Origin of the sequence: Streptococcus devriesei DSM 19639 (assembly GCF_000423725.1) — a bacterium.
In the GTDB taxonomy this organism is placed as follows: Bacteria; Bacillota; Bacilli; order Lactobacillales; family Streptococcaceae; genus Streptococcus; species Streptococcus devriesei.
The window spans coordinates 37,857-63,907 of record NZ_AUIN01000001.1; the positions used below are offsets into that span (position 1 = coordinate 37,857).

General features: G+C 41.9%; 37 protein-coding genes and 1 rRNA gene. All 38 read left to right on the plus strand.

What is annotated here, in order from left to right:
• Positions 1-59: 59 nt before the first annotated feature.
• The gene (locus G573_RS0100195; protein WP_027974843.1) at positions 60-974 is read left to right on the plus strand and encodes a helix-turn-helix domain-containing protein; all 915 of its coding nucleotides are present in this window, start codon (positions 60-62) and stop codon (positions 972-974) included.
• 659 nt (positions 975-1,633) lie between these two features.
• Positions 1,634-2,635 (plus strand): Holliday junction branch migration DNA helicase RuvB, encoded by a 1,002-nt coding sequence (gene ruvB, locus G573_RS0100205; protein ID WP_051175676.1) that lies wholly within the window; start codon positions 1,634-1,636, stop codon positions 2,633-2,635.
• 28 nt (positions 2,636-2,663) lie between these two features.
• On the plus strand, positions 2,664-3,086 hold the full coding sequence (locus G573_RS0100210; protein WP_027974845.1) for a low molecular weight protein-tyrosine-phosphatase: 423 nt from the start codon (positions 2,664-2,666) through the stop codon (positions 3,084-3,086).
• 65 nt (positions 3,087-3,151) lie between these two features.
• Complete coding sequence (locus G573_RS0100215; RefSeq protein WP_027974846.1) at positions 3,152-3,532, plus strand: MORN repeat-containing protein; 381 nt, start codon at positions 3,152-3,154, stop codon at positions 3,530-3,532.
• Complete coding sequence (locus G573_RS0100220; RefSeq protein WP_027974847.1) at positions 3,529-5,313, plus strand: acyltransferase family protein; 1,785 nt, start codon at positions 3,529-3,531, stop codon at positions 5,311-5,313. Before G573_RS0100215 ends, G573_RS0100220 begins: the two co-directional genes overlap by 4 nt.
• Before the next feature lie 615 nt (positions 5,314-5,928).
• The gene (gene thrC / locus G573_RS0100225) at positions 5,929-7,413 is read left to right on the plus strand and encodes a threonine synthase (protein WP_027974848.1); all 1,485 of its coding nucleotides are present in this window, start codon (positions 5,929-5,931) and stop codon (positions 7,411-7,413) included.
• A 162-nt stretch (positions 7,414-7,575) separates the two neighbouring features.
• Positions 7,576-8,871 (plus strand): MATE family efflux transporter, encoded by a 1,296-nt coding sequence (locus tag G573_RS0100230; protein WP_037586619.1) that lies wholly within the window; start codon positions 7,576-7,578, stop codon positions 8,869-8,871.
• A 237-nt stretch (positions 8,872-9,108) separates the two neighbouring features.
• Positions 9,109-9,417, plus strand: coding sequence for a 30S ribosomal protein S10 (gene rpsJ, locus G573_RS0100235; RefSeq protein WP_003067229.1), 309 nt, complete (start codon positions 9,109-9,111; stop codon positions 9,415-9,417).
• Between the two features lie 102 nt (positions 9,418-9,519).
• Positions 9,520-10,146 carry a 50S ribosomal protein L3 gene (rplC, locus tag G573_RS0100240; RefSeq protein ID WP_027974850.1) on the plus strand — a complete coding sequence of 209 codons (627 nt, stop codon included), beginning with the start codon at positions 9,520-9,522 and terminating at the stop codon, positions 10,144-10,146.
• A 24-nt stretch (positions 10,147-10,170) separates the two neighbouring features.
• Positions 10,171-10,794 carry a 50S ribosomal protein L4 gene (gene rplD, locus G573_RS0100245; RefSeq protein WP_027974851.1) on the plus strand — a complete coding sequence of 208 codons (624 nt, stop codon included), beginning with the start codon at positions 10,171-10,173 and terminating at the stop codon, positions 10,792-10,794.
• The gene (locus G573_RS0100250) at positions 10,794-11,093 is read left to right on the plus strand and encodes a 50S ribosomal protein L23 (protein ID WP_027974852.1); all 300 of its coding nucleotides are present in this window, start codon (positions 10,794-10,796) and stop codon (positions 11,091-11,093) included. Before rplD ends, G573_RS0100250 begins: the two co-directional genes overlap by 1 nt.
• 17 nt (positions 11,094-11,110) lie before the next feature.
• Positions 11,111-11,944, plus strand: coding sequence for a 50S ribosomal protein L2 (rplB, locus tag G573_RS0100255; protein WP_027974853.1), 834 nt, complete (start codon positions 11,111-11,113; stop codon positions 11,942-11,944).
• 222 nt (positions 11,945-12,166) lie between these two features.
• Positions 12,167-12,445 carry a 30S ribosomal protein S19 gene (gene rpsS / locus G573_RS0100260; protein ID WP_003086904.1) on the plus strand — a complete coding sequence of 93 codons (279 nt, stop codon included), beginning with the start codon at positions 12,167-12,169 and terminating at the stop codon, positions 12,443-12,445.
• Between the two features lie 15 nt (positions 12,446-12,460).
• Positions 12,461-12,805 carry a 50S ribosomal protein L22 gene (rplV, locus tag G573_RS0100265; protein ID WP_027974854.1) on the plus strand — a complete coding sequence of 115 codons (345 nt, stop codon included), beginning with the start codon at positions 12,461-12,463 and terminating at the stop codon, positions 12,803-12,805.
• 12 nt (positions 12,806-12,817) lie between these two features.
• On the plus strand, positions 12,818-13,471 hold the full coding sequence (gene rpsC / locus G573_RS0100270; protein WP_002262334.1) for a 30S ribosomal protein S3: 654 nt from the start codon (positions 12,818-12,820) through the stop codon (positions 13,469-13,471).
• Between the two features lie 3 nt (positions 13,472-13,474).
• Entirely contained in the window at positions 13,475-13,888 is a 414-nt protein-coding gene (gene rplP, locus G573_RS0100275; protein ID WP_003029477.1) for a 50S ribosomal protein L16, read from the plus strand.
• A gap of 9 nt (positions 13,889-13,897) precedes the next feature.
• On the plus strand, positions 13,898-14,104 hold the full coding sequence (rpmC, locus tag G573_RS0100280) for a 50S ribosomal protein L29 (protein WP_003086901.1): 207 nt from the start codon (positions 13,898-13,900) through the stop codon (positions 14,102-14,104).
• A gap of 24 nt (positions 14,105-14,128) precedes the next feature.
• On the plus strand, positions 14,129-14,389 hold the full coding sequence (gene rpsQ, locus G573_RS0100285) for a 30S ribosomal protein S17 (protein ID WP_027974855.1): 261 nt from the start codon (positions 14,129-14,131) through the stop codon (positions 14,387-14,389).
• Positions 14,390-14,416: 27 nt separating this feature from the next.
• Positions 14,417-14,785 carry a 50S ribosomal protein L14 gene (gene rplN / locus G573_RS0100290; protein ID WP_003086899.1) on the plus strand — a complete coding sequence of 123 codons (369 nt, stop codon included), beginning with the start codon at positions 14,417-14,419 and terminating at the stop codon, positions 14,783-14,785.
• 80 nt (positions 14,786-14,865) lie between these two features.
• The gene (rplX, locus tag G573_RS0100295; protein WP_003086898.1) at positions 14,866-15,171 is read left to right on the plus strand and encodes a 50S ribosomal protein L24; all 306 of its coding nucleotides are present in this window, start codon (positions 14,866-14,868) and stop codon (positions 15,169-15,171) included.
• Positions 15,172-15,194: 23 nt separating this feature from the next.
• Positions 15,195-15,737 carry a 50S ribosomal protein L5 gene (gene rplE, locus G573_RS0100300; protein ID WP_027974856.1) on the plus strand — a complete coding sequence of 181 codons (543 nt, stop codon included), beginning with the start codon at positions 15,195-15,197 and terminating at the stop codon, positions 15,735-15,737.
• Positions 15,738-15,752: 15 nt separating this feature from the next.
• Positions 15,753-15,938, plus strand: coding sequence for a type Z 30S ribosomal protein S14 (locus tag G573_RS0100305; protein ID WP_003086896.1), 186 nt, complete (start codon positions 15,753-15,755; stop codon positions 15,936-15,938).
• A gap of 352 nt (positions 15,939-16,290) precedes the next feature.
• Positions 16,291-16,689, plus strand: coding sequence for a 30S ribosomal protein S8 (rpsH, locus tag G573_RS0100310; protein ID WP_027974857.1), 399 nt, complete (start codon positions 16,291-16,293; stop codon positions 16,687-16,689).
• A 341-nt stretch (positions 16,690-17,030) separates the two neighbouring features.
• Positions 17,031-17,567 carry a 50S ribosomal protein L6 gene (gene rplF, locus G573_RS0100315; RefSeq protein WP_027974858.1) on the plus strand — a complete coding sequence of 179 codons (537 nt, stop codon included), beginning with the start codon at positions 17,031-17,033 and terminating at the stop codon, positions 17,565-17,567.
• Between the two features lie 89 nt (positions 17,568-17,656).
• Entirely contained in the window at positions 17,657-18,013 is a 357-nt protein-coding gene (gene rplR / locus G573_RS0100320) for a 50S ribosomal protein L18 (RefSeq protein WP_002262324.1), read from the plus strand.
• Positions 18,014-18,031: 18 nt separating this feature from the next.
• Positions 18,032-18,526 (plus strand): 30S ribosomal protein S5, encoded by a 495-nt coding sequence (gene rpsE, locus G573_RS0100325; protein WP_027974859.1) that lies wholly within the window; start codon positions 18,032-18,034, stop codon positions 18,524-18,526.
• Positions 18,527-18,539: 13 nt separating this feature from the next.
• Positions 18,540-18,722 (plus strand): 50S ribosomal protein L30, encoded by a 183-nt coding sequence (gene rpmD / locus G573_RS0100330; protein ID WP_027974860.1) that lies wholly within the window; start codon positions 18,540-18,542, stop codon positions 18,720-18,722.
• Positions 18,723-18,977: 255 nt separating this feature from the next.
• Positions 18,978-19,418: a 50S ribosomal protein L15 gene (gene rplO, locus G573_RS0100335; protein ID WP_027974861.1), complete on the plus strand. Its 441-nt coding sequence runs from the start codon at positions 18,978-18,980 to the stop codon at positions 19,416-19,418.
• Complete coding sequence (gene secY / locus G573_RS0100340; RefSeq protein ID WP_027974862.1) at positions 19,418-20,722, plus strand: preprotein translocase subunit SecY; 1,305 nt, start codon at positions 19,418-19,420, stop codon at positions 20,720-20,722. The genes rplO and secY overlap by 1 nt, the downstream gene beginning before the upstream one ends.
• 192 nt (positions 20,723-20,914) lie before the next feature.
• Positions 20,915-21,553 carry an adenylate kinase gene (locus G573_RS0100345; RefSeq protein WP_027974863.1) on the plus strand — a complete coding sequence of 213 codons (639 nt, stop codon included), beginning with the start codon at positions 20,915-20,917 and terminating at the stop codon, positions 21,551-21,553.
• Positions 21,554-21,670: 117 nt separating this feature from the next.
• Entirely contained in the window at positions 21,671-21,889 is a 219-nt protein-coding gene (gene infA, locus G573_RS0100350; protein WP_002262318.1) for a translation initiation factor IF-1, read from the plus strand.
• A 23-nt stretch (positions 21,890-21,912) separates the two neighbouring features.
• Entirely contained in the window at positions 21,913-22,029 is a 117-nt protein-coding gene (gene rpmJ / locus G573_RS11160) for a 50S ribosomal protein L36 (protein WP_000868345.1), read from the plus strand.
• Positions 22,030-22,047: 18 nt separating this feature from the next.
• Positions 22,048-22,413: a 30S ribosomal protein S13 gene (rpsM, locus tag G573_RS0100355; RefSeq protein ID WP_002262317.1), complete on the plus strand. Its 366-nt coding sequence runs from the start codon at positions 22,048-22,050 to the stop codon at positions 22,411-22,413.
• A 17-nt stretch (positions 22,414-22,430) separates the two neighbouring features.
• Positions 22,431-22,814, plus strand: a complete 384-nt coding sequence (gene rpsK / locus G573_RS0100360) for a 30S ribosomal protein S11 (protein ID WP_003080097.1) — start codon at positions 22,431-22,433, stop codon at positions 22,812-22,814.
• Between the two features lie 45 nt (positions 22,815-22,859).
• A complete protein-coding gene (locus G573_RS0100365; RefSeq protein ID WP_027974864.1) occupies positions 22,860-23,798 on the plus strand; it encodes a DNA-directed RNA polymerase subunit alpha in 939 nt (312 codons plus the stop codon).
• A gap of 17 nt (positions 23,799-23,815) precedes the next feature.
• On the plus strand, positions 23,816-24,202 hold the full coding sequence (gene rplQ / locus G573_RS0100370) for a 50S ribosomal protein L17 (RefSeq protein WP_027974865.1): 387 nt from the start codon (positions 23,816-23,818) through the stop codon (positions 24,200-24,202).
• 225 nt (positions 24,203-24,427) lie between these two features.
• On the plus strand, positions 24,428-25,714 hold the full coding sequence (locus G573_RS0100375) for a glutamate-cysteine ligase family protein (RefSeq protein WP_027974866.1): 1,287 nt from the start codon (positions 24,428-24,430) through the stop codon (positions 25,712-25,714).
• 160 nt (positions 25,715-25,874) lie between these two features.
• Positions 25,875-26,051: ribosomal RNA gene (locus G573_RS0100380) — 16S ribosomal RNA — on the plus strand; the annotation flags it as partial.

Below are 26,051 nucleotides of genomic sequence, written 5' to 3' on the forward strand. Positions count from 1 at the left end.
GAAAAATTTACTATATTATAGACTTATGATAGAATAATAAAAAATGAGAAAGAGATTTTATGTTAGAAGATTTTGGGGAGAGAGTAAAGCGGCTGCGGTTAGAAAAGGGACTGACCAAAGAAGTTTTCTGTCAAGATGAGTCTGAACTGTCCATGCGGCAGCTGACAAGGATTGAGTCGGGGGAGTCTGTTCCTACACTCAGAAAGGCTGTTTATATTGCTGAGCGTTTGGGTGTGACACTGGATTATCTGACAGATGGGCGAAACATTGACCTGCCTAGCCGCTATAAGGAGCTGAAGTATCTGTTACTGAGAACACCGACCTACGGCGATCAGGAAAAGCTGGCTGAAAGGGAGGCTTATTTTGATGAGATTTTTAATCATTTTTACGACACCCTGCCGGAAGAAGAGCAGCTTGTGGTTGATGCTCTACAGTCGAAATTAGACATTCATCTCAGTGAAAATATTGATTTTGGGGTTGGCATTTTAAATGATTACTTTGACCAAATCTTGATGCGCAAACGCTATCAGGTAAATGATTTAATCATCATTGACCTCTATTTTTCCTGCCTGACCATCAGTGATTTGCGCAAGGATATTTTCGACTTAGATAAATACGATAAACTGATGCAGGTTCTGTTAAAGCAGAGTGATTATCTGCCCGTCGAAGATTTATTTGTACTTAATAATGTTCTGCTCAATAATTTCGGCATCCTCCTGCTTTTGGAAAAATATGACATGATCAAAGAGCTGATTGCAGTTGCCAATGACATCATGATGAAAACCTCTGATTTTCAAAAGAAACCTATTGTCAGTATACTCGAGTGGAAGCATTATCTGTTAGTCGAAAATGATGAAGCACGGGCTAGAAAAAGCTATGACTCCGCCATTTTATTTGCTAAATTAACTGAGAATACTACATTGAGAGAAAAATTAGAAAGAGAGTGGCAGCAGGATTCCCAAAACAGGACATAGATGTCCTGTTCAGACTGAAGAAAAAGTCTATTTTCTTAAAAAGTAATATTTTGTTATGATACTTTCCTTAGGTAGCACGGACGATAGCGACTTCCTTCGGAATTCCATATCTAGATTTTGAGCCTAGGTCTCAAAATCTCCGAGAGGCAGAAACAGTGAGTTTCTGCCTCTTTTGCTACATCGGAAAATATCGGGTTAGGCTTTGATCGTTTCTATATCATCTTACAAAAACGAAAAGTGATAGTATTTTATGATGAAATTTGAGAGAGAATTTAGTTTTGGGAGTTTGTCTACAACCTAAACAGGACATAGATGTCCTGTTCTTTTCTTCTCCAATACTTTATAATGATACCATCAAAAAAGAAAGGAGAAAGGGTATGGCTACAGTTTTTTTAACAATTTTAAGAGCCCTTGACTGGTGGGGAATCTAGTTTGTGAAAACACAGCTAAAACTTCCAGATAAGGCTTTTTGATCAGTATCAGGCCGCACAGTTTTTTAGCAAATATACCAGAAGTACTCAAAAGCGGTCTTACGGTCAAAAAGAGAAAGATTTTTGCCTTTCAGCAAAGGTCTTTCTTTTTTTGCAGAGCTGTTTAAATTTTTGGCCGAGACTGATTTTTGTCTTTTTCTTTTGCCTGCAAGATGATACAATTAAACTATGACTAGAATTTTAGATAATGAGCTTATGGGTGATGAAGAGTTTGCTGAACGAACTCTGCGCCCGCAGTATTTGCAGGAATATATTGGTCAAAATAAGGTAAAGGATCAGCTGAAAATTTTTATTGAGGCGGCCAAGCAGCGCGATGAGGCTCTGGATCATGTCTTGCTTTTTGGTCCTCCGGGGCTTGGTAAGACCACGATGGCCTTTGTCATTGCGAATGAACTGGGAGTCAATCTCAAACAAACCAGCGGACCGGCTATTGAGAAGGCTGGTGATTTGGTAGCTGTTCTCAATGAATTGGAACCTGGAGATGTGCTTTTTATTGATGAAATTCACCGAATGCCCATGGCTGTAGAAGAGGTTCTTTACAGTGCTATGGAGGATTTCTACATTGACATTATGATTGGTGCCGGTGAAACCTCCCGCAGTGTGCATCTTGATTTGCCGCCATTCACGCTGATTGGTGCAACGACACGTGCCGGTATGCTCTCTAATCCATTGCGGGCCCGCTTTGGGATTACCGGTCACATGGAATACTATACAGAAGCTGACCTGACCGAGATTGTTGAGCGGACAGCGGATATTTTTGAGATGGAAATTACCCATCAGGCTTCGCTCGAATTAGCCAGACGCTCCCGCGGAACTCCGCGTATTGCTAACCGTCTGTTAAAGCGCGTGCGTGATTATGCGCAGATTATGGGAGACGGTCTGATTGATAATCAAATAACGGATAAGGCTCTGACCATGCTTGATGTGGATCATGAAGGGCTGGATTATATTGACCAGAAGATTCTCAAAACAATGATTGAAATGTATCACGGCGGGCCTGTGGGCCTGGGAACGCTGTCGGTGAATATCGCGGAAGAGCGTGAAACGGTTGAGGACATGTATGAGCCCTACCTCATTCAAAAAGGCTTTATTATGCGAACGCGCAGCGGCCGTGTCGCAACGGCTAAGGCTTATGAACACTTGGGCTATGATTATATAGAAGACAACTAACGGCTTGAGCATTAAAAGGAAATGATATATGAAGAAGATTTGTTTTGTCTGCTTGGGAAATATCTGCCGCAGTCCAATGGCCGAATTTGTCATGAAAGCAGTTGCTTCCGACAATCTTGAAATTGCCAGCCGAGCTACTTCCGGCTGGGAGCACGGCAATCCGATTCATCGCGGGACACAGAAAATTTTTAAAAAATATGATATTGCCTATGATTCTTCCAAGAAATCTCAGCAGATTAGCATGACTGACTTTCGCTATTTTGATGTTATCATTGGTATGGATCGTGCAAATGTCCGTGATTTGAAGAAAATGTCAAAGGGTCAGTTTGATGATAAAATCTTCCTTTTTACAGATGGCGGAGTGCCGGATCCTTATTATACAGGGGACTTTGAAGAAACTTACCGCTTAGTTCAAAAGGGCTGCCGCATGTGGCTGGGAAAAATTGATTAGCTGCACCTTGTTATATTTTCAAATTGTAGTAAAATGGCATTATTAAATAGAATTGAATAAATAAGATGAAGAAGATACAGATAACAAGAGAAAAATTAGAATTATTAGCAGTCATTGTCATCGTTGTATGCGGCTTATCTGTTTTTAGCATTAAATTTGGCAGCAAGGCAACGCTGACCTATGAAAATGGCAAAATTCAATACACCGGCTATGTCCTCAACCATCGGATGAACGGTCAGGGCAAGCTGACCTACCCTAACGGAGATGTCTATGAGGGCAACTTTGTTAACGGTGTTTTCAACGGCCGCGGTACTTTCAAATCCGGCATGGGCTGGTCCTATACCGGAGAGTTCAAGAAAGGTCAGGCTGACGGTCAGGGCAAGCTGATTGCTAAGGACAAGAAAATTTATAAAGGAAAGTTTAAACAGGGAATTTATCAAAAATGAGAATAAAATGGTTTTCTTTTGTTAGAATTGCCGGGCTTTTTCTGGTTTTATTCTATCACTTCTTTAAGCAGGCTTTTCCGGGCGGCTTTATTGGAGTAGACGTTTTCTTCACTTTTTCAGGGTATCTTATCACAGCCTTGCTGATTGATGAGTATGCTCGAAATAAGGCAATAGACCTTTTAGGCTTTTTGCGGCGGCGCTTTTATCGTATTGTTCCGCCTTTGGTTATCATGGTGCTGGTAACCATGCCCTTTACCTTTTTGATTAGAAAAGATTTTGTGGCGGACATTGGCCGGCAGATTGCTGCTGTGCTGGGATTCACGACTAATCTTTATGAGATTTTTACGGGCAGCAGCTATGAAAGTCAGTTTATTCCGCATCTTTTTGTCCATACTTGGAGTTTAGCCATTGAGGTGCATTTTTACCTTTTTTGGGGTATTCTGGTGTGGTTTTTGTCAAGAAAGGTTAAAGATCAGCGGCAGTTCCGCGGGCTGATTTTCCTGATTTCGGCAGTTCTGTTTCTTTTCAGCTTTGCCAGCATGTTCATACGTGCTTTCTTTGTAAGCAATTTTTCAGTCATTTACTTCTCAACGCTGACGCACATTTTTCCATTTTTCCTGGGAGCTATTTTTGCGACAACCTCAGGGATTCGTGAAACAACCAAGCGGTTTAAGAAAAATGTTCGCCTCTGGCCGACAAAGCGCGTGCTTGTTTACATGATCGGCAGTGCGGCTTTGCTCTTTCTGTTAGGCTTTGTACTTGACTTTGATAGTATTATTACTTACCTATTTGGTTTTGGTCTGGCTAGCTTATTTACAGCTGTCATGGTCTATTCAAGCCGTATTTTGCATGAACAGACGCCTGATTTATCGGAGCCTGCTGCTGTCACTTATCTGGCGGATATCAGCTATGGCATGTATCTTTTTCACTGGCCTTTTTACATCATTTTTGGTCAGCTGATGAGTAACTGGCTGGCAGTTATCTTTACCTTGTTTTTCTCAGTTGTCTTTTCAACGCTTTCTTACTATGTTGTTGAGCCCTATATTGCCGGTAAACGCTCCTCTCTTTTTGGATTGGAAATCCACCTGGATCAGTATAAAAAATGGTTTTACGGTCTTGCCGGTCTTTTGACTGCTATCGTTTTGGGTATTACCGTCACTGCGCCGCATGTCGGTGCCTTTGAGACCAGCCTGCTGGTTGATTCGCTTAATCAGGCTGATAACAATATGAACCGAACCCATACGCTTGCTGCCGGTGATGCCGGTGCCATTAGTGATATTACTGTTATCGGTGACTCGGTCACACTGCGCTCCAGCTCTGCTTTTTCAGCAGTCCTGCCGGAAGCGCAAGTTGATGCAGCGGTAAGCCGAAATTTTGAAAGTGCCTATGAGATCTTCCAAAACCATATCACCAACAAGAGTTTGTCCAAAACAGTAGTTCTTGCTGTTGGTGTCAATTCAATTGAGGGATATGAAAACAACATCCAGCAGTTTATCAATGCTCTTCCGGACGGCCATCGTTTAGTTATTGTGACGCCTTACAATACTAAAGACGAGCGTATTCCTGATGTTCGCAGCTATGAGCTAAGTCTGGCTAAAAAGTACAAATATGTTACGGTTGCAGACTGGTATGAAGCGGCTGTTGCGCATTCTGAAATTTGGACGGAGTCTGATGGTGTTCACTATAATGACAGCAGTGATGAAGGGGCGAAACTCTATGTTGAAACCATTAAAAAAGCCATTCAGACGTCTGCTAAAAAACCTGCAAAAGGTGAAAAATAAGCAGTTTCTAAAAGGAATAAATGCCTAAGCGCAGGTAATTGATTCCTCCTTCTATAAAGAAAAGCATACCTGCCGATTTATGCCAGCTATGCTTTTTGTTTGTTGTTTCCCATGTGAATAAATGCTACAGAATAATGCTAGCAAAGCCAATATAAAGCGGGAAAATGAAGAGAAAAGCTGACACTGCTTAGGTCAATTAGTGTCTAAAGCTAACGTTCGATGTCATCTATAATAACATTTACAAAATCTTTAAAAAACTTTTAAAATGGGCTTGCAAAAACAAATTCTTGCGTTATAATATAGGTGACATCAAATGGTAGAAACAGGAGGGTACAGTGCAAATGTCTGCTTTGCTTTACAATGCTTTGGCGGTGGTATGGATTTCCATTGCCGGGGTAGATTCTCGCTGGGGCAACTAAATTTTTTACTCAAAAAGCTGGGAATTTCCCGGCTTTTTGAGTGCTTTCTAATCCAGCGGCTGCAGAGAAAATAAGTAGTTGACTAATGATTTAAAGGCGGTTTTAGATTTTTCACCTAGCTGAATAAAGCTACGCTCTTTTGATATAATTATGGTATAATGCTAAAAAAGCTATCTATAAAAGAAGAGGATGAATCATGACCCTAGTTTATCAATCAACTCGTGATGCCAATAATACTGTGACTGCCAGCCAGGCCATTTTGCAGGGATTAGCTGCAGACGGCGGTTTGTTCACACCTGTTTCTTATCCGCAGGTTGAACTGGATTTTGAACAGCTTAAAACAGCTTCTTATCAGGAAGTTGCTAAATTAGTTTTGTCTGCTTTTTTAGATGATTTCACTGAAGAAGAGCTGGATTACTGCATTGCACATGCTTATGATGATAAGTTTGACACGCCAGCGATTGCACCGCTTGTGAAACTTAACGGCCAGTATAATCTTGAGCTCTTTCACGGCTCAACAATTGCTTTTAAGGACATGGCTTTGTCTATTCTTCCTTATTTGATGACAGCAGCAGCTAAAAAGCAGGGTGTGGATAATAAAATTGTTATTTTAACAGCAACGTCGGGTGATACAGGTAAAGCTGCCATGGCAGGCTTTGCTGATGTTCCGGGAACGGAAATTATTGTTTTTTATCCTCATGGAGGCGTCAGCAAAATCCAAGAACTGCAAATGACAACACAAAAGGGCAGCAATACTCATGTCATTGCAATTGAAGGAAACTTTGATGATGCTCAGACCAATGTTAAAAAGATGTTCAATGATGCTGAACTGCGGGATAAGCTGCTGGAAAAAGGAGCTCAGTTCTCTTCTGCCAATTCAATGAATGTCGGCCGCTTGATTCCTCAGGTTGTTTACTATGTTTATGCCTATGCACAGCTGGTTAAATCCGGAGATATTCAAAATGGAGACAAGGTTAACTTTACCGTTCCGACCGGAAATTTTGGCAATATCTTAGCTGCTTATTATGCCTATCAAATTGGTGTGCCAATTGGAAAATTAATCTGTGCTTCCAATGAAAACAATGTGTTGACAGATTTCTTTAAAACAGGAACTTATGACAAAAAGCGTGACTTCTATGTTACCACCAGTCCGTCCATGGATATTTTAGTCTCATCAAACTTAGAACGGCTCATTTTCCATCTGCTGGGCAATGATTCTGCTAAGACCAAGGAGCTCATGGAAGCTCTGGCAGAAAAAGGCGAATACACCTTGGAAAATGCAGATCAAGATATTTTAGATTTGTTTGCAGCAGGGTTTGCCAGCGAAGCAGAAACAGCTGCAGAAATCAAGCGTGTCTATGAAGAGAATAAGTACGTTGAAGATCCGCATACAGCTGTTGCTTCTGCTGTTTACCATGCCTATAAGACAGCTTCAGGCGACCTGAGACCGACAGTCATTGCGTCAACAGCCAGCCCTTATAAATTTCCGCGGGTTACCGTTCAGGCGGTAACCGGTAAGGATTCAGGGGATGATTTTGCAGCTGTCCGCGACTTAAATGAACTGTCGGGTGTTGCCGTGCCGGCAGCGGTTGCCGGTCTTGACAGTGCTTTGGTTCGTCATCGAAAGGTAGTTGCAGCTTCTGATATGCAAAAGGCGGTTGAGTCTTATTTAGAGATCTGATAGGGAGTTTGGGGCGAAAGTCTCAAACTCTTAATTTTATCCGGCTTTAAATGATTGACGCGGATTGACGCGGTGATTTTTTGAACAGTGGGGAAAGTGGTTCCGTTAAACTGATGTCTGATTTTGTCGGTTTAGCGAGTGTTGTTACGGATTTTCGTGTATATGAATAGGAAACAAAGAAAGAAAATTATTGGGCTTGCTCTGCCGGCTATGGCAGAAAATCTTTTACAGATGCTGATGGGAGTTGTGGACAATTATCTGGTTGCGCAGCTGGGCTTGGTGGCTGTTTCGGGTGTTTCTGTTGCTAATAATATCATAACTGTTTATCAAGCTGTTTTTATTGCTCTCGGAGCTGCGGTATCCAGCCTGATTGCCAAGAGTCTGGGTGAGAGAAATACTGCGAAAACAAGATTTTATCAAGCTGAGTCCATTTTTATCACAATAGCTGTCAGCTTGATTTTGGGCGCTGTATCCTTGGTCTTTGGAGGGCAGATGCTGCGCTTCTTAGGGACAGCTCCTGATGTGACACAGGCAGGAAGTCTTTACTTAGCGCTGGTTGGCGGTCTGATAGTCAGCCTAGGCTTACAGACAACCTTGGGCGCTATTTTGAGGGCTCAAGGCAAGGCAAGTCTGCCGATGTATGCCAGCCTTTTGACCAATGTCCTAAATGCTCTTTTGTCAGCGGCAGCTGTCTTTTTATGCCACTGGGGTATTGCGGGTGTTGCCGGCGCGACAGTCTTCTCGCGTTTTCTTGGCGCGGCAGTTCTGGCGAGCCAGCTGCCAGTTAAGGAGATTCTGGCCGCGACGAAATTTAAACTGGATAAAGATCTGACGGCTCTCGCTCTGCCTGCAGCAGGAGAGCGGCTGATGATGAGGGCAGGAGACGTTGTTATCATAGCTATCATCGTCAGACTCGGAACGACAGCAGTGGCAGGAAATGCCATTGGAGAGACCCTGACACAATTTAATTACATGCCCGGTATGGGTGTTGCAACAGCAACGGTTATCTTGGTAGCGCACTATCTGGGCGAAGGCAGGAAAAAGGACATTCGGCAGGTCATCAAGGAATCTTATATTCTTTCTACTATATTAATGCTGTCAATTGGAGCCCTTGTCTTTTTTCTGGGAAGGCATCTGACGTTTCTTTTTACAGATAATGAAGAGGCTCTTCGGGCTAGTTTGATAGTGCTGTTTTATTCTTTTGCCGGCAGTCCTGCGACGTCAGGAACTTTAATCTTTACAGCGGTCTGGCAGGGTTTGGGAAAAGCAAAGCTTCCGTTTTATGCTACAACAATTGGAATGTGGCTTATCCGTGTTGTCCTAGGCTATATTTTGGCAATCAGTCTGGAAATGGGATTGTCCGGTGTCTGGCTTGCAACCTTGGCTGATAATGTTTTTCGCTGGCTCTTCTTATATTATATGTACAAAAGAGTGTATGAAAAAACGCCTAATCAATAAAGGGAGCAGTTCAACGGCTGTTTCCTTTTTAAAACCCTTTCATGGCAGAAAATAAAAAAAAGTCCTCAAACCCCTTGCAATGCTGGGGTTTATTTGTTATACTAATCGGGTGCTGTAAAAACAGCTTTTAGCTTTGATGCAAGAGGTTGCGACACGCTCGGCTGCATTGCCACGCAGCGGCCTGTCGGTTTTCTTGTGGAGCTAGCCTATTATTTTAAATAGACGAGAGGAGAAAAGATGGCAAACAAAAAAATCCGTATCCGTTTGAAAGCATACGAACACCGTACACTTGATACAGCGGCAGAAAAAATCGTAGAAACAGCGACTCGTACAGGTGCAAGTGTAGCCGGTCCAGTACCGCTTCCTACCGAACGCAGTCTTTACACAATTATTCGTGCGACTCACAAATATAAAGATTCCCGCGAACAATTTGAAATGCGTACTCACAAGCGTCTCATTGATATTGTGAACCCAACGCAAAAAACTGTTGATGCGCTTATGAAGCTTGATCTTCCAAGCGGTGTAAACGTAGAAATCAAACTTTAATTCGGTTTGAGCACAAAAAACGCTCGTTAAAAACTTTTTTGAGCATGAAAAACGCTCATTAAAAACTTTTTAAATCAAAATAAGTAAAGGAAATATTTTCTCATGACAAAAGGAATCTTAGGGAAAAAAGTGGGAATGACTCAAATCTTCACTGAAGCTGGTGAATTTATCCCTGTTACTGTCATCGAAGCAGCTCCAAATGTTGTGCTTCAAGTGAAAACTGTTGAAACAGATGGTTATGAAGCAGTTCAAGTTGGTTTTGATGATAAGCGCGAAGTATTGAGTAACAAACCCGCCAAAGGTCACGTAGCAAAAGCTGACACGGCTCCTAAGCGCTTCATTCGTGAATTCAAAAACATTGAAGGCTTAGAAGTTGGTTCAGAATTAACTGTTGAACAGTTCGAAGCCGGTGATGTTGTTGATGTTACTGGTACAACTAAAGGTAAAGGTTTCCAAGGTGCTATCAAACGCCACGGTCAATCACGCGGTCCTATGGCTCACGGTTCTCGTTACCACCGTCGTCCTGGTTCTATGGGACCAGTTGCGCCCAACCGTGTTTTCAAAAACAAACATTTGGCTGGACGCATGGGCGGCAACCGCGTAACTATTCAAAATCTTGAAGTAGTTCAAGTTGTTCCGGAAAAAAACGTTATCCTTATTAAGGGTAATGTGCCAGGTGCTAAGAAATCTCTTATCACCATCAAATCAGCAGTTAAAGCTGCTAAATAATAAGGAAAGGGGAAATCAGTTAACATGGCAAACGTAAAACTATTTGACCAAACTGGTAAAGAAGCTGGTCAAGTGACACTTAATGATGCTGTCTTTGGAATTGAACCAAATGAATCAGTAGTATTTGATGCTGTGATCAGCCAACGTGCTAACCTTCGCCAAGGTACTCATGCGGTTAAAAATCGTTCGGCAGTATCAGGCGGCGGCCGTAAACCATGGCGTCAAAAAGGAACTGGACGTGCACGTCAAGGTTCTATACGCTCACCACAATGGCGCGGCGGCGGTGTTGTCTTCGGACCGACTCCACGTTCATATGGCTACAAACTTCCGCAAAAAGTTCGTCGCCTCGCGTTAAAATCCGTTTATTCAGCAAAAGTTGCTGATGAAAAATTTGTAGCTGTAGATGCTCTTTCTTTTGAAGCTCCGAAAACTAAAGAATTTGCACAGGCACTTGCTGCACTCAGCATTGATTCAAAAGTACTTGTTATTCTTGAAGAAGGAAATAAATTTGCTGAATTATCAGCTCGTAACCTTCCAAATGTAAAGGTTGCTACAGCAGCAACTGCAAGTGTCCTTGATATCGTAAACAGCGACAAACTTCTTGTTACTAAAGAAGCAATCTCTAATATCGAGGAGGTTCTTGCATAATGAATTTGTACGACGTCATTAAAAAACCAGTTGTTACTGAAAAATCAATGGTTGCCCTTGAAGAAGGTAAATACACATTTGAAGTTGATACTCGCGCACACAAGCTCTTGATCAAACAAGCTGTTGAAGCAGCATTTGACGGAGTAAAAGTTGCCAGTGTCCGTACAGTAAATGTAAAACCAAAACAAAAACGTGTTGGCCGTTATACAGGCTTCACAAACAAAACTAAAAAAGCTATCATCACTCTTACAGCTGATTCAGAAGCAATCGAGTTGTTTGCAGCTGCTGAAGCAGAGTAATCTAAGGAGGAAATAAGGTGGGTATTAAAGTTTATAAACCAACGACAAATGGCCGTCGTAATATGACTTCTTTGGATTTTGCTGAAATCACTACAAGCACTCCTGAGAAATCATTGCTTGCTCCGCTGAAAAACAAGGCCGGCCGTAACAATAACGGCCGTATCACTGTTCGCCATCAAGGCGGCGGTCACAAGCGCCACTACCGTTTGATTGATTTCAAACGTAATAAAGACGGTGTTGAAGCAGTTGTTAAAACAATTGAATACGATCCAAACCGCTCAGCCAACATTGCACTCGTGCACTATGTTGACGGTGTTAAGGCTTATATCATTGCACCGAAAGGTCTTGAAGTCGGTCAGCGTATCGTTTCAGGTCCGGAAGCAGATATTAAAGTCGGAAACACACTTCCGCTTGCTAACATTCCAGTCGGTACCGTTATCCATAACATTGAGCTGAAACCGGGTAAAGGTGCAGAACTTGTTCGTGCAGCCGGAGCTTCTGCTCAAGTGCTGGGTCAAGAAGGAAAATATGTGCTTGTTCGTCTTCAATCAGGCGAAGTTCGCATGGTTCTTGGAACTTGCCGTGCTACTGTCGGTACAGTTGGTAACGAACAGCACGGATTGGTTAACTATGGTAAAGCTGGACGCAGTCGCTGGAGAGGTATCCGTCCGACTGTCCGCGGTTCTGTAATGAACCCTAACGATCACCCGCACGGTGGTGGTGAAGGTAAAGCACCGGTTGGACGCAAAGCGCCATCTACTCCATGGGGTAAACCTGCGCTTGGTCTTAAAACTCGCAATAAAAAAGCTAAATCTGACAAGCTTATCGTTCGTCGCCGCAACGAAAAATAGGCGGCCAAGCAGAAGTTTGTTAAAACTTTGTAGCGAGACCCCCGCACAGTTGACGAGGAAAACAGCAAGTTAAAACGCCGCTGTTTGACGTCAGCCACTGCGCCGGTCGGTTATGACACATTCCGCCAGCTCGGTAGGGTCTGTCAGGAAAAAGCTCAATTTGGACTTTTTTCCTCTTCCCAAGCCGCTGTGGTACATCTATTTAAAGGAGAAAATTACATAATGGGACGCAGTCTTAAAAAAGGACCTTTCGTCGATGAGCACTTGATGAAAAAAATCGAAGCTCAAGCTAATGACGAAAAGAAAAAAGTCATCAAAACTTGGTCACGTCGTTCAACGATTTTCCCAAGTTTCATCGGATACACAATCGCAGTTTATGACGGCCGTAAACATGTTCCTGTTTACATTCAAGAGGACATGGTAGGTCACAAGCTTGGTGAATTTGCACCAACACGTACTTACAAAGGTCACGCAGCTGACGATAAGAAAACACGTCGTTAATAGGAGGAGGACACAATGGCAGAAATTACTTCAGCTAAAGCAATGGCTCGTACAGTGCGTGTTTCACCTCGTAAAACACGTCTTGTTCTTGATCTTATCCGTGGTAAGAACGTTGCTGACGCAATCGCAATCTTGAAATTCACTCCAAACAAAGCAGCCCGCATTGTTGAAAAGACGCTTAATTCAGCAGTTGCCAATGCAGAAAACAACTTTGGTTTGGAAAAAGCTAACTTGGTAGTATCTGAAACATTTGCTAACGAAGGACCAACAATGAAACGTTTCCGTCCGCGTGCCAAAGGTTCAGCTTCACCAATCAACAAACGCACAACTCACGTTACAGTAGTTGTTGCAGAAAAATAAGGAGGTAAAATCGTGGGTCAAAAAGTACATCCAATTGGTATGCGTGTCGGGATCATCCGTGACTGGGATGCGAAATGGTATGCTGAAAAAGAATACGCGGATTACCTTCATGAAGATCTTGCAATCCGTAAATTCATTCAAAAAGAATTGGCTGACGCTGCGGTTTCAACTATTGAAATCGAACGCGCAGTAAATAAAGTAAATGTTTCCCTTCATACTGCAAAACCAGGTATGGTTATCGGTAAAGGCGGAGCAAATGTTGACGCTCTTCGTGCGCAACTTAACAAATTGACTGGAAAACAAGTTCACATCAACATCGTTGAAATCAAATCACCTGATCTTGATGCTCACCTTGTTGGTGAAAACATTGCTCGTCAACTTGAGCAGCGTGTTGCTTTCCGCCGTGCACAAAAACAAGCTATCCAACGTACAATGCGTGCAGGTGCTAAAGGAATTAAAACTCAGGTATCAGGCCGCTTGAACGGTGCAGACATTGCCCGCAGCGAAGGATACTCAGAAGGAACTGTTCCGCTTCACACACTGCGTGCGGATATTGATTACGCTTGGGAAGAAGCTGACACAACTTATGGTAAGCTCGGTGTTAAAGTTTGGATTTACCGTGGTGAAATTCTTCCAGCTCGTAAAAACACTAAAGGAGGCAAATAACAAATGTTAGTACCTAAACGTGTTAAACACCGTCGTGAGTTCCGCGGGAAAATGCGCGGTGAAGCTAAAGGCGGAAAAGAAGTAGCATTCGGAGAATACGGCCTTCAGGCTACAACCAGCCACTGGATTACCAACCGTCAGATTGAAGCTGCCCGTATCGCAATGACGCGTTACATGAAACGTGGCGGTAAAGTTTGGATCAAAATCTTCCCTCATAAATCATATACAGCCAAAGCTATTGGTGTGCGTATGGGTTCAGGGAAAGGTGCTCCAGAGGGTTGGGTAGCGCCGGTTAAACGCGGCAAAGTCATGTTTGAAATTGCCGGCGTGCCGGAAGAAGTTGCTCGTGAAGCGCTTCGTCTTGCCAGCCACAAGCTGCCGGTTAAAACTAAATTCGTGAAACGTGAAGCAGAATAAGGAGAAAACATGAAACTTCAAGAAATTAAAGATTTTGTTAAAGAGCTTCGTGGTCTTTCTCAAGAAGAACTTGCTAAGAAAGAAAACGAACTTAAGAAAGAACTTTTCGACCTTCGTTTCCAAGCTGCAGCAGGTCAACTTGATCAAACTGCCCGTTTGAACGAAGTTAAAAAACAAATTGCACGTGTGAAAACTGTGCAGTCTGAAAACAAATAATAGATTGGGAAAGGAGTCTTTTAAATGGAACGTAAACAACGTAGAACATTAGTTGGTCGTGTTGTGTCAGATAAAATGGACAAAACAATCACAGTTGTAGTTGAAACAAAACGTAACCACCCAGTCTATGGTAAACGTATTAACTACTCTAAGAAATATAAAGCGCATGATGAAAACAATGTTGCTAAAACCGGCGATATCGTTCGCATCATGGAAACTCGCCCGCTTTCAGCAACAAAGCGTTTCCGTCTTGTTGAAGTGGTTGAAGAAGCTGTTATTATTTAATCAAGCCTGAAAGGAGAAAAAACTTAAATGATTCAATCAGAAAGTCGTTTAAAAGTCGCTGACAACAGTGGTGCTCGCGAAATTTTGACCATCAAAGTCCTCGGTGGATCAGGTCGTAAATTCGCAAACATCGGTGATGTTATCGTTGCTTCAGTAAAACAAGCTACTCCTGGTGGTGCGGTTAAAAAAGGTGACGTTGTCAAAGCCGTTATCGTTCGTACTAAATCAGGTGCTCGTCGTGCTGATGGTTCATACATCAAGTTCGATGAGAATGCAGCTGTTCTTATCCGTGATGATAAAACACCTCGCGGAACTCGTATCTTTGGTCCGGTAGCTCGTGAATTGCGTGAAGGCAACTTCATGAAGATCGTGTCATTGGCACCAGAAGTACTTTAATTAAAAAAACAAACTTAGTCCCCTAGGACTTCCTAGGGTGCCCTCAGGGCGTAAGAAATATACAGAGGAGAATAACTCAAATGTTTGTAAAAAAAGGCGATAAAGTTCGCGTTATTGCTGGCAAGGACAAAGGCGTTGAAGCTGTAGTTCTCAAAGCTCTTCCAAAAGTAAATAAAGTTGTTGTCGAAGGTGTGGCTATCATCAAGAAACATCAAAAACCAAACAACGAAAACCCTCAAGGTGCTATCGTGGAAAAAGAAGCACCTATCCATGCATCAAACGTTCAAGTTCTTGACAAAAACGGTGTTGCTGGACGTGTCGGTTACAAGTTTGTTGACGGCAAAAAAGTTCGTTACAACAAAAAATCAGGCGAAGTGCTTGATTAATCACGAAGGAAAGGAGAAGTATAATGGCAAATCGCTTAAAAGAAAAATATCTTAATGAAGTAGTTCCTGCATTGACAGAAAAATTCAACTACTCATCTGTAATGGCTGTGCCTAAGGTTGAAAAAATCGTCCTTAACATGGGTGTTGGTGACGCTGTATCAAATGCTAAAAACCTTGAAAAAGCTGCTGATGAATTGGCGCTTATCTCAGGTCAAAAACCACTTATCACTAAAGCTAAGAAATCAATCGCCGGCTTCCGTCTTCGTGAAGGGGTTGCTATCGGTGCGAAAGTTACTCTTCGTGGCGAACGTATGTATGAATTCTTGGATAAATTGGTTACAGTATCACTTCCGCGTGTGCGTGACTTCCACGGAGTTCCGACAAAATCATTTGACGGACGCGGTAACTACACACTTGGTATTAAAGAACAATTGATTTTCCCAGAAATCAACTTTGATAATGTTGACAGAGTACGCGGTCTTGATATTGTTATTGTAACAACTGCTAATACCGATGAAGAATCACGTGAATTGCTTACAGGCCTTGGAATGCCTTTTGCAAAATAATAAGGAGGTTTAAATTTGGCTAAAAAATCTATGATTGCTAAGAGCAAACGCCCAGCAAAATTCTCTACGCAAGCTTATACTCGTTGTGAAAAATGCGGCCGTCCGCATTCAGTCTACCGCAAATTTAAACTTTGCCGTGTCTGCTTCCGTGAATTAGCTTACAAAGGTCAAATCCCAGGCGTTACTAAAGCGTCTTGGTAATTAAATGATACTAAGGGCGTGACGGACTAAGTGAAAATAGGAAATCTAACGACGAACGCTTGCGTTCTAGGTGTATTTCTCTTTTTCACACAGGCCGTAGCCCGAGTTCAAATAACATGATACCAAGCCCGTAATGAACAAAGTAAAATTAGGAAATCGAGGATGTTTGCTTGCAAACAAGTCGATTTATCTATTTTGCACAGTTCATAGGGCGAGTTCAAATGAAATGATACTAAGGCTTTATCCTTAGTTCAAATCAGCTTTTCAGCCGAAAAGCATGTAACTAACCCGTGAGGGTTCATTAACTAGCAAGTGAAAGCATCAAACTACTAGTAAGAGGAGAATAATTTAAATGGTTATGACTGACCCAATTGCAGACTTTCTGACACGCATCCGCAATGCTAACCAAGCAAATCACAGCGTTGTTGAAGCTCCTGCATCAAACATCAAAAAAGGAATTGCAGAAATTCTTAAGCGTGAAGGCTTTGTAAAAAATGTTGAAGTCATCGAAGATGACAAACAAGGCATCATTCGTGTCTTTCTTAAATACGGACAAAATGGTGAAAAAGTTATTACCGGCTTAAAACGTATCTCTAAACCAGGTCTTCGTATTTATGCGAAAAGCCAGAATGTTCCTAAAGTTCTTAACGGACTTGGAATTGCTATCATTTCGACTTCAGAAGGTCTGCTGACAGACAGAGAAGCACGTCAAAAGAACATTGGCGGCGAAGTGATTGCTTACGTTTGGTAATTTAAGATACTAAGGACGTTAAAAAATCCGTATGAAAATAGGAGATTGACGCAGAAGTCTGAGGACTTCAAGGAAATCTATCTTTTTCACTAGGATTTTAGTCCGTGTTCAATTCAGCAAGCTTGTTGAATTGTTCGTATCAAATTTAAAGATAGAAACAAGATATTGTAATCGAGCACGCCTGCAACTCTTTGAAAAAAGATAAACTCTCCCTAGATGCGAGCATCTTTCAGTTGAGCTTCCTATTTTTCTTTGAGTTGCTTAACGGCTAAGTATCTTGTTTACCCCGTGAAAACTAGTCGCTTAGAGCGGCTTGATAATCTAACAGGAGAAAAGAAAACATGTCACGTATTGGTAATAAGGTGATTACATTGCCTGCTGGTGTAGAACTCAGCAATAAAGACAATGTGGTTACTGTAAAAGGACCTAAAGGGGAACTTACTCGTGAGTTTCCAAAAAGTATTGAAATCAAGGTTGAAGGTACTGAAGTATCACTTCACCGTCCAAACGATTCTAAAGAAATGAAAACAATCCACGGTACAGCTCGTGCTAACTTGAATAACATGGTTGTCGGCGTTTCTGAAGGTTTCAAAAAAGAACTTGAAATGCAGGGTGTCGGTTACCGTGCTCAGCTTCAAGGGAAAAAACTTGTGCTTTCCGTTGGTAAATCTCACCAAGATGAAGTGGAAGCTCCGGAAGGAATCACTTTTGAAGTTCCGTCCGCTACATCTATCATCGTAAACGGAATCAATAAAGAAGTTGTCGGTCAGACAGCTGCTTACATTCGCGGACTCCGTGCTCCTGAACCATATAAAGGTAAAGGTATCCGTTACGCTGGTGAATATGTACGCCGCAAAGAAGGTAAGACAGGTAAATAAGATTGGTTTGATAGCATTTGTAAGATATTGCAGCTGCTATAGAACATCTTTGTCAGTTTGATAATTATAAAATTTAAGAGGTAAAAATTGTGATTTCGAAACCAGATAAAAATAAAATCCGTCAAAAACGCCATCGTCGCGTTCGCGGTAAACTCTCTGGAACTGCTGATCGCCCACGTTTGAACATTTTCCGTTCTAATACAGGCATCTACGCTCAAGTAATTGATGACGTAGCGGGTGTAACGCTCGCAAGTGCTTCAACTCTTGACAAAGAAGTTTCAAAAGGAACTAAAACAGAACAAGCCGTTGTTGTTGGTAAACTCGTTGCTGAACGCGCAGTAGCTAAAGGTATTTCTGAAGTGGTGTTTGACCGCGGTGGATATCTCTATCACGGACGTGTTAAAGCTTTGGCTGATGCAGCTCGTGAAAACGGATTGAAATTCTAATAGGGAGGACACTTAATAATGGCATTTAAAGATAATGCAGTAGAACTTGAAGAACGCGTTGTTGCAATCAACCGTGTTACAAAAGTTGTTAAAGGCGGACGTCGTCTTCGCTTTGCTGCTCTTGTAGTTGTCGGAGATCGTAACGGCCGTGTCGGTTTTGGTACAGGTAAAGCTCAGGAAGTACCAGAAGCTATTCGCAAAGCAGTAGATACTGCTAAGAAAAACATGATCGAAGTACCAATGGTTGGGACAACAATTCCTCACGAAGTGCGTTCAGAATTTGGCGGCGCTCGTGTCTTGCTGAAACCAGCTGTAGAAGGTGCTGGAGTTGCTGCCGGCGGTGCTGTCCGTGCCGTTGTGGAATTGGCTGGTGTGGCAGATATTACATCTAAATCACTTGGTTCAAACACTCCAATCAACATTGTTCGCGCAACAGTTGAAGGTTTGAAACAGCTTAAACGTGCAGAAGACGTTGCTGCCCTTCGCGGTGTTTCAGTTTCTGATTTAGCATAAGAAAGGAGAAGTCATGGCACAAATTAAAATTACTTTGACTAAGTCTCCAATCGGCCGCATCCCTGCACAACGTAAAACAGTTGTTGCCCTTGGACTTGGTAAATTGAACAGCTCAGTTGTTAAAGAAGACACCCCAGCTATTCGCGGTATGGTCAATAAAGTTTCACACTTAGTGACTGTAGAAGAAGTTAAATAAGCGGGTCAGCTGAAATAATGAGAAAAGCTGATTTTCTCAAAATGATTTTAAGCTTGTCCCTGCAAGGCAGACTGTACAGGTAACCCCAGCTTTGGCTGGAGGAGCTGCACAGTCAGTTGCTAAAATTTATCAAGTCGCAGCGATTTATCCCTGCGGCTTGAATGCAATATAAATTCGTATAGGCGAGTCTTTACAGGGAACACCTTTTCCCCTGTAAAGGCGTTAGCATTTTACACATAAGGAGAAAAAATTTAAATGAAACTTCATGAATTAAAACCTGCTCAAGGTTCTCGCAAAGTCCGCAACCGTGTTGGACGTGGTTCATCATCAGGTAACGGTAAGACTGCAGGCCGCGGTCAAAAAGGTCAAAAATCCCGCAGCGGCGGCAGCATCCGTCCTGGATTTGAAGGTGGTCAAACACCGCTTTTCCGCCGTCTTCCAAAACGCGGATTTACAAATATCAATGCTAAAGAATACGCACTTGTTAACCTTGACAAATTAAATGTCTTTGAAGACGGTGCAGAAGTTACTCCTGCTGTTCTCAAAGAAGCAGGAATCGTTCGCAATGAAAAATCAGGGGTTAAAATCCTTGGCAATGGCGAATTAACTAAAAAATTAACTGTTAAAGCAGCTAAATTCTCAAAATCTGCTGAAGCAGCAATCACTGCTAAAGGTGGTTCAATCGAGGTGATCTAATGTTTTTTAGACTTTTAAAAGACGCCCTAAAGGTGAGAAGTGTTAGAAAAAAGATTTTCTTTACTATTTTTATCATCTTTGTATTTCGTGTTGGTACACACATCACTGTACCAGGCATCAATGCTAAAAGTCTTGAACAAATAAGTGATCTGCCATTTTTAAACATGCTAAACCTGGTCAGTGGTAATGCCATGAGTAACTTCTCCGTTTTCTCAATGGGGGTCAGCCCTTATATTACTGCATCGATCGTGGTTCAGCTCTTACAAATGGATATATTGCCTAAGTTTGTTGAATGGGGGAAGCAAGGTGAGGTAGGACGCCGCAAGCTTAATCAGGCAACGCGTTACATTTCGCTGGTTCTTGCTTTCTTCCAATCTATTGGTATTGCTTACGGCTTCAACGCACTTTCCAGTGTCGGTATCGTATCAACTCCAAATCTGCAAACCTTCCTTTTAATTGGTGCTATTTTAACGGCAGGAAGTGTGATTGTGACTTGGCTTGGGGATCAAATTTCTGATAAGGGGTTTGGCAACGGTGTTTCAATGATTATCTTTGCCGGGATTATTTCCTCCATACCTGAAACCATTAAATCAGTCTATGAAGATTATTTTGTCAATATCCGTTCTGATGAGCTGACAAATTCTTTGATTTTTGTAGGTCTGCTGATTTTGGCCAGTCTGATCATTATCTTCTTTACAACCTTTGTTCAACAGGCAGAATATAAAATTCCAATCCAATATACCAAGCTGGCACAGGGTGCGCCGACGAATTCTTATCTTCCATTAAAGATAAATCCGGCTGGTGTTATTCCAGTCATCTTTGCAAGTTCAATCACGACTATCCCAAGTACTATCCTGCCGTTTTTCCAACACGGCCGTGATATTCCGTGGATGGCGACCTTGCAGGAATGGCTGTCCTATACTAATCCAACAGGGATGGCTGTCTATGCGGTTCTCATTGTTCTGTTTTCATTCTTCTATACTTTCGTACAGGTGAATCCGGAAAAGACAGCGGAGAATCTGCAGAAGAACGCTTCTTATATTCCAAGTGTCAGACCTGGCCGTGAAACAGAAGAGTACTTGTCTTCGCTCCTTAAAAAGCTTGCTACAATCGGTTCTGTGTTCTTAGCCTTTGTTGCTCTCAGTCCGATTGTTGCTCAGCAGCAATTTGATTTGTCATCGAGCGTGGCTTTGGGAGGAACCAGTCTTTTGATTGTTATTTCGACAGGTATTGAAGGAATGAAACAATTGGAAGGCTATCTTTTGAAGAGACAGTATATTGGCTTTATGAATACTGCAGAATAGATAACAAAGCAGCACTTTATAACAAAGCGTTAAAGACGCAGACGTTATTAGCTTAACAAAGCAAGGGCTGCGGGGGCAGAATAATGAATTCACTGATTTTCTCTGAGTTCATATTCTGCTCCCTTCTATTTTGCTTTTTAATAAGTTTGCCAAGCTGGTAAATTTATTTGAAAACAAAATAAGGAGACTATCATGAATCTTTTAATTATGGGTTTGCCGGGCGCCGGGAAAGGAACTCAGGCAGCCAAAATCGTTGAAAAATTTGGCCTTGTTCATATCTCAACAGGAGATATGTTCCGCGCTGCCATTGCCAATCAAACAGAATTGGGACTCTCAGCCAAGTCATATATGGACAAGGGAGACTTGGTTCCTGATGAAGTGACTAATGGCATTGTCAAGGAACGTCTGGCACAAGAAGATATCAAAGAAAAAGGCTTTCTTCTTGACGGCTACCCACGTACATTGGATCAGGCAGAAGTACTGACGGCTATCTTGAAAGAGCTTGAATTGCAGTTAGATGCGGTAGTCAATATTGAAATTGCATCTGACAAGTTGGTTGAACGCTTGAGCGGCCGCATTATCAATCGTAAAACCGGCGAAACCTTCCACAAAGTTTTTAATCCCCCTGCTGATTACAGCGAAGAGGATTATTACCAACGCGAGGACGATAAGCCGGAAGCTGTCAAACGCCGTTTAGATGTTAATATTGCTCAAGGTCAGCCAATCATTGAGTATTATCGTGCTAAAGGCTTGGTTCATGATATTGAAGGAGATCAAGATATCGATCTGGTCTTTGAAGCTATTGACAAGGTTTTGTCAAATTTAAAATAAAATCAGATTAGTGGCTTGATTTTTCTTGCAAAGAGTGATAGAATAAGCTAGTCTGGCTTATAATTGTTACCTCTGTGCTCAGAGGACATCAAATCGAAATTTAGGGGGGGCTTTTGCGTGGCAAAAGAAGATGTGATTGAAATTGAAGGCAAGGTTGTTGAAACCATGCCAAATGCGATGTTTACAGTCGAGTTGGAAAATGGACACCAAATTTTAGCGACCGTATCCGGAAAAATTCGGAAGAATTATATCCGTATTTTAGTAGGTGATAAGGTCACTGTTGAAATGAGTCCTTATGACTTGACACGCGGACGCATCACATACCGCTTTAAATGATCGAAATAAATGGAGGGATAAAAATGAAGGTAAGACCATCGGTTAAACCAATTTGTGAATACTGTAAAGTTATTCGCCGCAACGGCCGTGTTATGGTAATTTGTCCAACAAATCCAAAACACAAACAACGTCAAGGATAATAATAGAAAGGAGAAAAAATGGCTCGTATTGCTGGAGTTGATATTCCAAACGATAAACGTGTAGTCGTATCACTTACTTATGTGTATGGTATCGGTTTGCCAACTTCTAAAAAAATTCTTGCTGCAGCAGGTGTTTCAGAAGATATTCGTGTGAAAGATTTAACATCTGATCAAGAAGATGCTATCCGCCGCGAAGTTGATGCAATCAAAGTTGAAGGAGATCTTCGCCGTGAAGTTAACCTCAACATCAAACGTTTGATGGAAATCGGTTCATATCGTGGAATCCGTCACCGTCGTGGACTTCCTGTCCGTGGACAAAACACTAAAAACAATGCTCGCACTCGCAAAGGTAAAGCTGTAGCGATTGCTGGTAAGAAAAAATAAAATAGGAGGTAAAAAAATTGGCTAAACCAACACGTAAACGTCGTGTGAAGAAAAATATTGAATCTGGTATTGCCCATATTCACGCTACATTCAATAACACTATTGTTATGATTACAGATGTGCATGGTAACGCTCTTGCGTGGTCGTCAGCTGGTGCGCTCGGTTTCAAAGGTTCGCGTAAATCTACTCCGTTTGCTGCCCAAATGGCTGCAGAAGCTGCTGCTAAATCTGCTCAAGAACACGGTCTTAAGACTGTTGAAGTTACTGTAAAAGGGCCGGGTTCAGGTCGTGAATCTGCTATTCGTGCGCTTGCAGCTGCTGGTCTGGAAGTAACAGCAATTCGTGATGTGACTCCTGTACCGCATAATGGTGCTCGTCCTCCAAAACGCCGTCGTGTATAATCATAATCTCATAGTACACAGGAATGTTTTAGAGGAGTAAAATAGATGATTGAGTTTGAAAAACCAATAATAACAAAAATTGATGAAAATAAAGATTACGGCAGATTTGTCATTGAACCGCTTGAGCGTGGCTATGGTACAACTCTAGGTAATTCTCTTCGTCGTGTACTCTTGTCTTCACTTCCAGGTGCAGCTGTTACGTCAATTAAGATTGATGGGGTACTACACGAATTTGATACCGTTCCAGGTGTGCGCGAAGATGTCATGCAAATTATCCTTAACCTTAAAGGACTTGCTGTAAAATCTTATGTTGAAGAGGAAAAAATCATTGAACTGGATGTTGAAGGTCCAGCAGAAATTACTGCCGGAGATATTTTAACAGACAGTGATATTGAAATTGTTAATCCTGACCACTATCTCTTTACCATTGCTGAAGGTGCCAGCCTGAAAGCTACTCTGACTGTGGATACTAATCGCGGTTATATTCCGGCAGAAGAAAATAAAAAAGATGATGCACCGGTTGGGACACTTGCAATAGACTCTATCTATACACCGGTTAAGAAAGTCAATTATCAGGTTGAACCTGCCCGTGTCGGCAGCAATGATAATTTTGATAAATTGACAATCGAAATCATGACTAACGGAACTATTATTCCTGAAGATGCTTTAGGTTTATCTGCCCGTGTTTTGATTGAACACTTAAATCTCTTCACTGATTTAACTGAAGTTGCAAAAGCAACGGATGTCATGAAAGAAACAGAACAAGTTTCTGATGAGAAAGTACTTGATCGTACGATTGAGGAACTTGATTTATCGGTACGTTCATACAACTGTCTGAAGCGTGCCGGTATTAACACAGTCTATGATTTAACAGAAAAGACTGAACCTGAAATGATGAAGGTTAGAAATCTTGGACGCAAGAGTCTTGAGGAAGTTAAAGTAAAACTTGCCGATCTTGGTTTGGGATTAAAAAACGATAAATAATAATATAGGAGGAAATAATGGCTTACCGTAAACTAGGACGTACTAGCTCACAACGTAAAGCAATGCTTCGTGATTTAACGACTGATCTTCTTATCAACGAATCTATTGTAACAACAGAAGCTCGTGCAAAAGAAATCCGCAAAACAGTTGAAAAAATGATTACTCTTGGCAAACGCGGCGATCTTCATGCCCGTCGTCAGGCAGCTGCATTCGTTCGTAACGAAATTGCATCTGAAAACTATGATGAAGCTAATGACAAGTATACGTCAACGACAGCTCTTCAAAAACTTTTTTCAGAAATTGCACCACGTTATGCAGAACGCAATGGCGGATACACTCGTATTCTTAAAACAGAACCACGCCGTGGTGATGCTGCCCCAATGGCAATTATTGAATTAGTATAATTTTTATCAATTTTGTTGAGTGTTACGATGATGGAATTTTAAAAATTCTTAGTCTAGCTCTGGTCTGCCACTAGGAGCCTCTCCTAGTGGAACACTCATCATATTGAAACGACAGCGTTTATTTAGGAAATGTTTTTAAGGTTAGAAGCACTTCCTAAATAAGCGCTTTTTTGAATTCCTTAAAAATTTTGTTATAATTAATCTCAAATACTTGGGAGCGAAAATATGACTAAAGCCATAGATTTACTAAAAAAGCGTTACCTCGATAATATTAAAGAAGCTCCTGAAGCCTACATAGGGATTGAGCTGGAATTTCCAATCGTTAATTTGAAACAGGAAGCAACTGATCTGCACGTTACAAAGTCTTTGCTGTCTTATCTTCCTCAAGTTCTGCCTTTTGAGGCGGAAAAGTACGATACAGATGGGCAGCCAATTCAGCTTGTTAATAAGAGCTCAGAAGACAGAATTCTCTTTGAAGTATCTTACAATACAATAGAGTTTGCTCTTGGGAAAGTTAAAAGAATTCAGGATGCTGAAAAAAGATTTAATGGCTATTTAGAGACCGTTCAAAATTTTTTGGGCCAATACCACCACGCCATACAAGGTTTTGGGGTACATCCTTATTGGAATTTAAATGACAATAGTGCAGTTAAGCTACCGCGCTACCAAATGCTGCTAGATTTCTTAGCCTTATCAAAAAATAAGAAAGATGCCTTTTTGCATAAATTTCCCCAGTATGGCTCTTTTATCTGCGGAAATCAAGTCCAGCTGGACGTCAGCAAAGAGAACTATCTGCGCGTCATCAATGCCTTTAACAAGATTGAAGCAGCTAAGGCCTATTTGTTTGCCAACTCAGAATTTTGGGGAGAAAATTGGCCGTTTAAAATTTCACGAGATATTTTCTGGGAAAATTCGATGCACGGTATTTTCAAAGAAAATGTCGGTGTCAATAGCAGAAGCTTTAAAACAGAGGATGATTTTTTTAATTATCTTGCCGGTTCGGCTGTGTTTAACGCAGAAAGAGAGGGAGAACTCTATTATTTTGAGCCGATTCGCGTCAGAGATTATCTGCTGAAAAAAGATATCTCAGCTTGGAATCTTAAGGGAGAAAAGGCGATACTGTTCCCTCAAGAAGCTGATTTGGAGTATCATCGCAGCTATCAGTATCAAAATTTAACTAAGCGCGGGACAGTCGAATTTCGCAGTGTCTGCACTCAGCCCCTAAATCAAACATTTGCCCCCATTGCCTTTCATGTCGGCCTTTTAGCAAATTTGGATAAATTAGAAGATTTGTTAGCAAACAGTGAGTTTTTATCCGCCTATCATCAAGATTACAGACATATCAGACACCTAAGCATAGGACGGGAGCAGTCTCCGGCTTTTCTGAGAGCCCTCAAGGTGTTTGCCTCCAGCCTTTTAGCCTGCAGTCTATCGGGCTTGACGGCGCGCGGTTACGGGGAAGAAGGGTATTTACAACAATGCCGGCCAAAAAAAGTTGAAAAAAGGAGTTGACAAAGGGGGAAAGAGCTGATAGAATATAGTAGTTGCCTCGCAAGAGGTGAAGCCCTTTGAAAACTGAACAAGACGAACCAAGTGCGGGTTACGGAAGTAACCTGTCAAGAAACAATAAGTCAGCGATGACACAAAGTGAGTTAAGCGCTCAAACTTAAGGATAACTGAGAGTTTGATCCTGGCTCAGGACGAACGCTGGCGGCGTGCCTAATACATGCAAGTGGAACGCAGTTGATTCACCGGAGCTTGCTCCATCGAATTAACTGAGTCGCGAACGGGTGAGTAACGCGTAGGTAACCTGTCTTTTAGCGGGGGATAACTATTGGAAACGATAGCT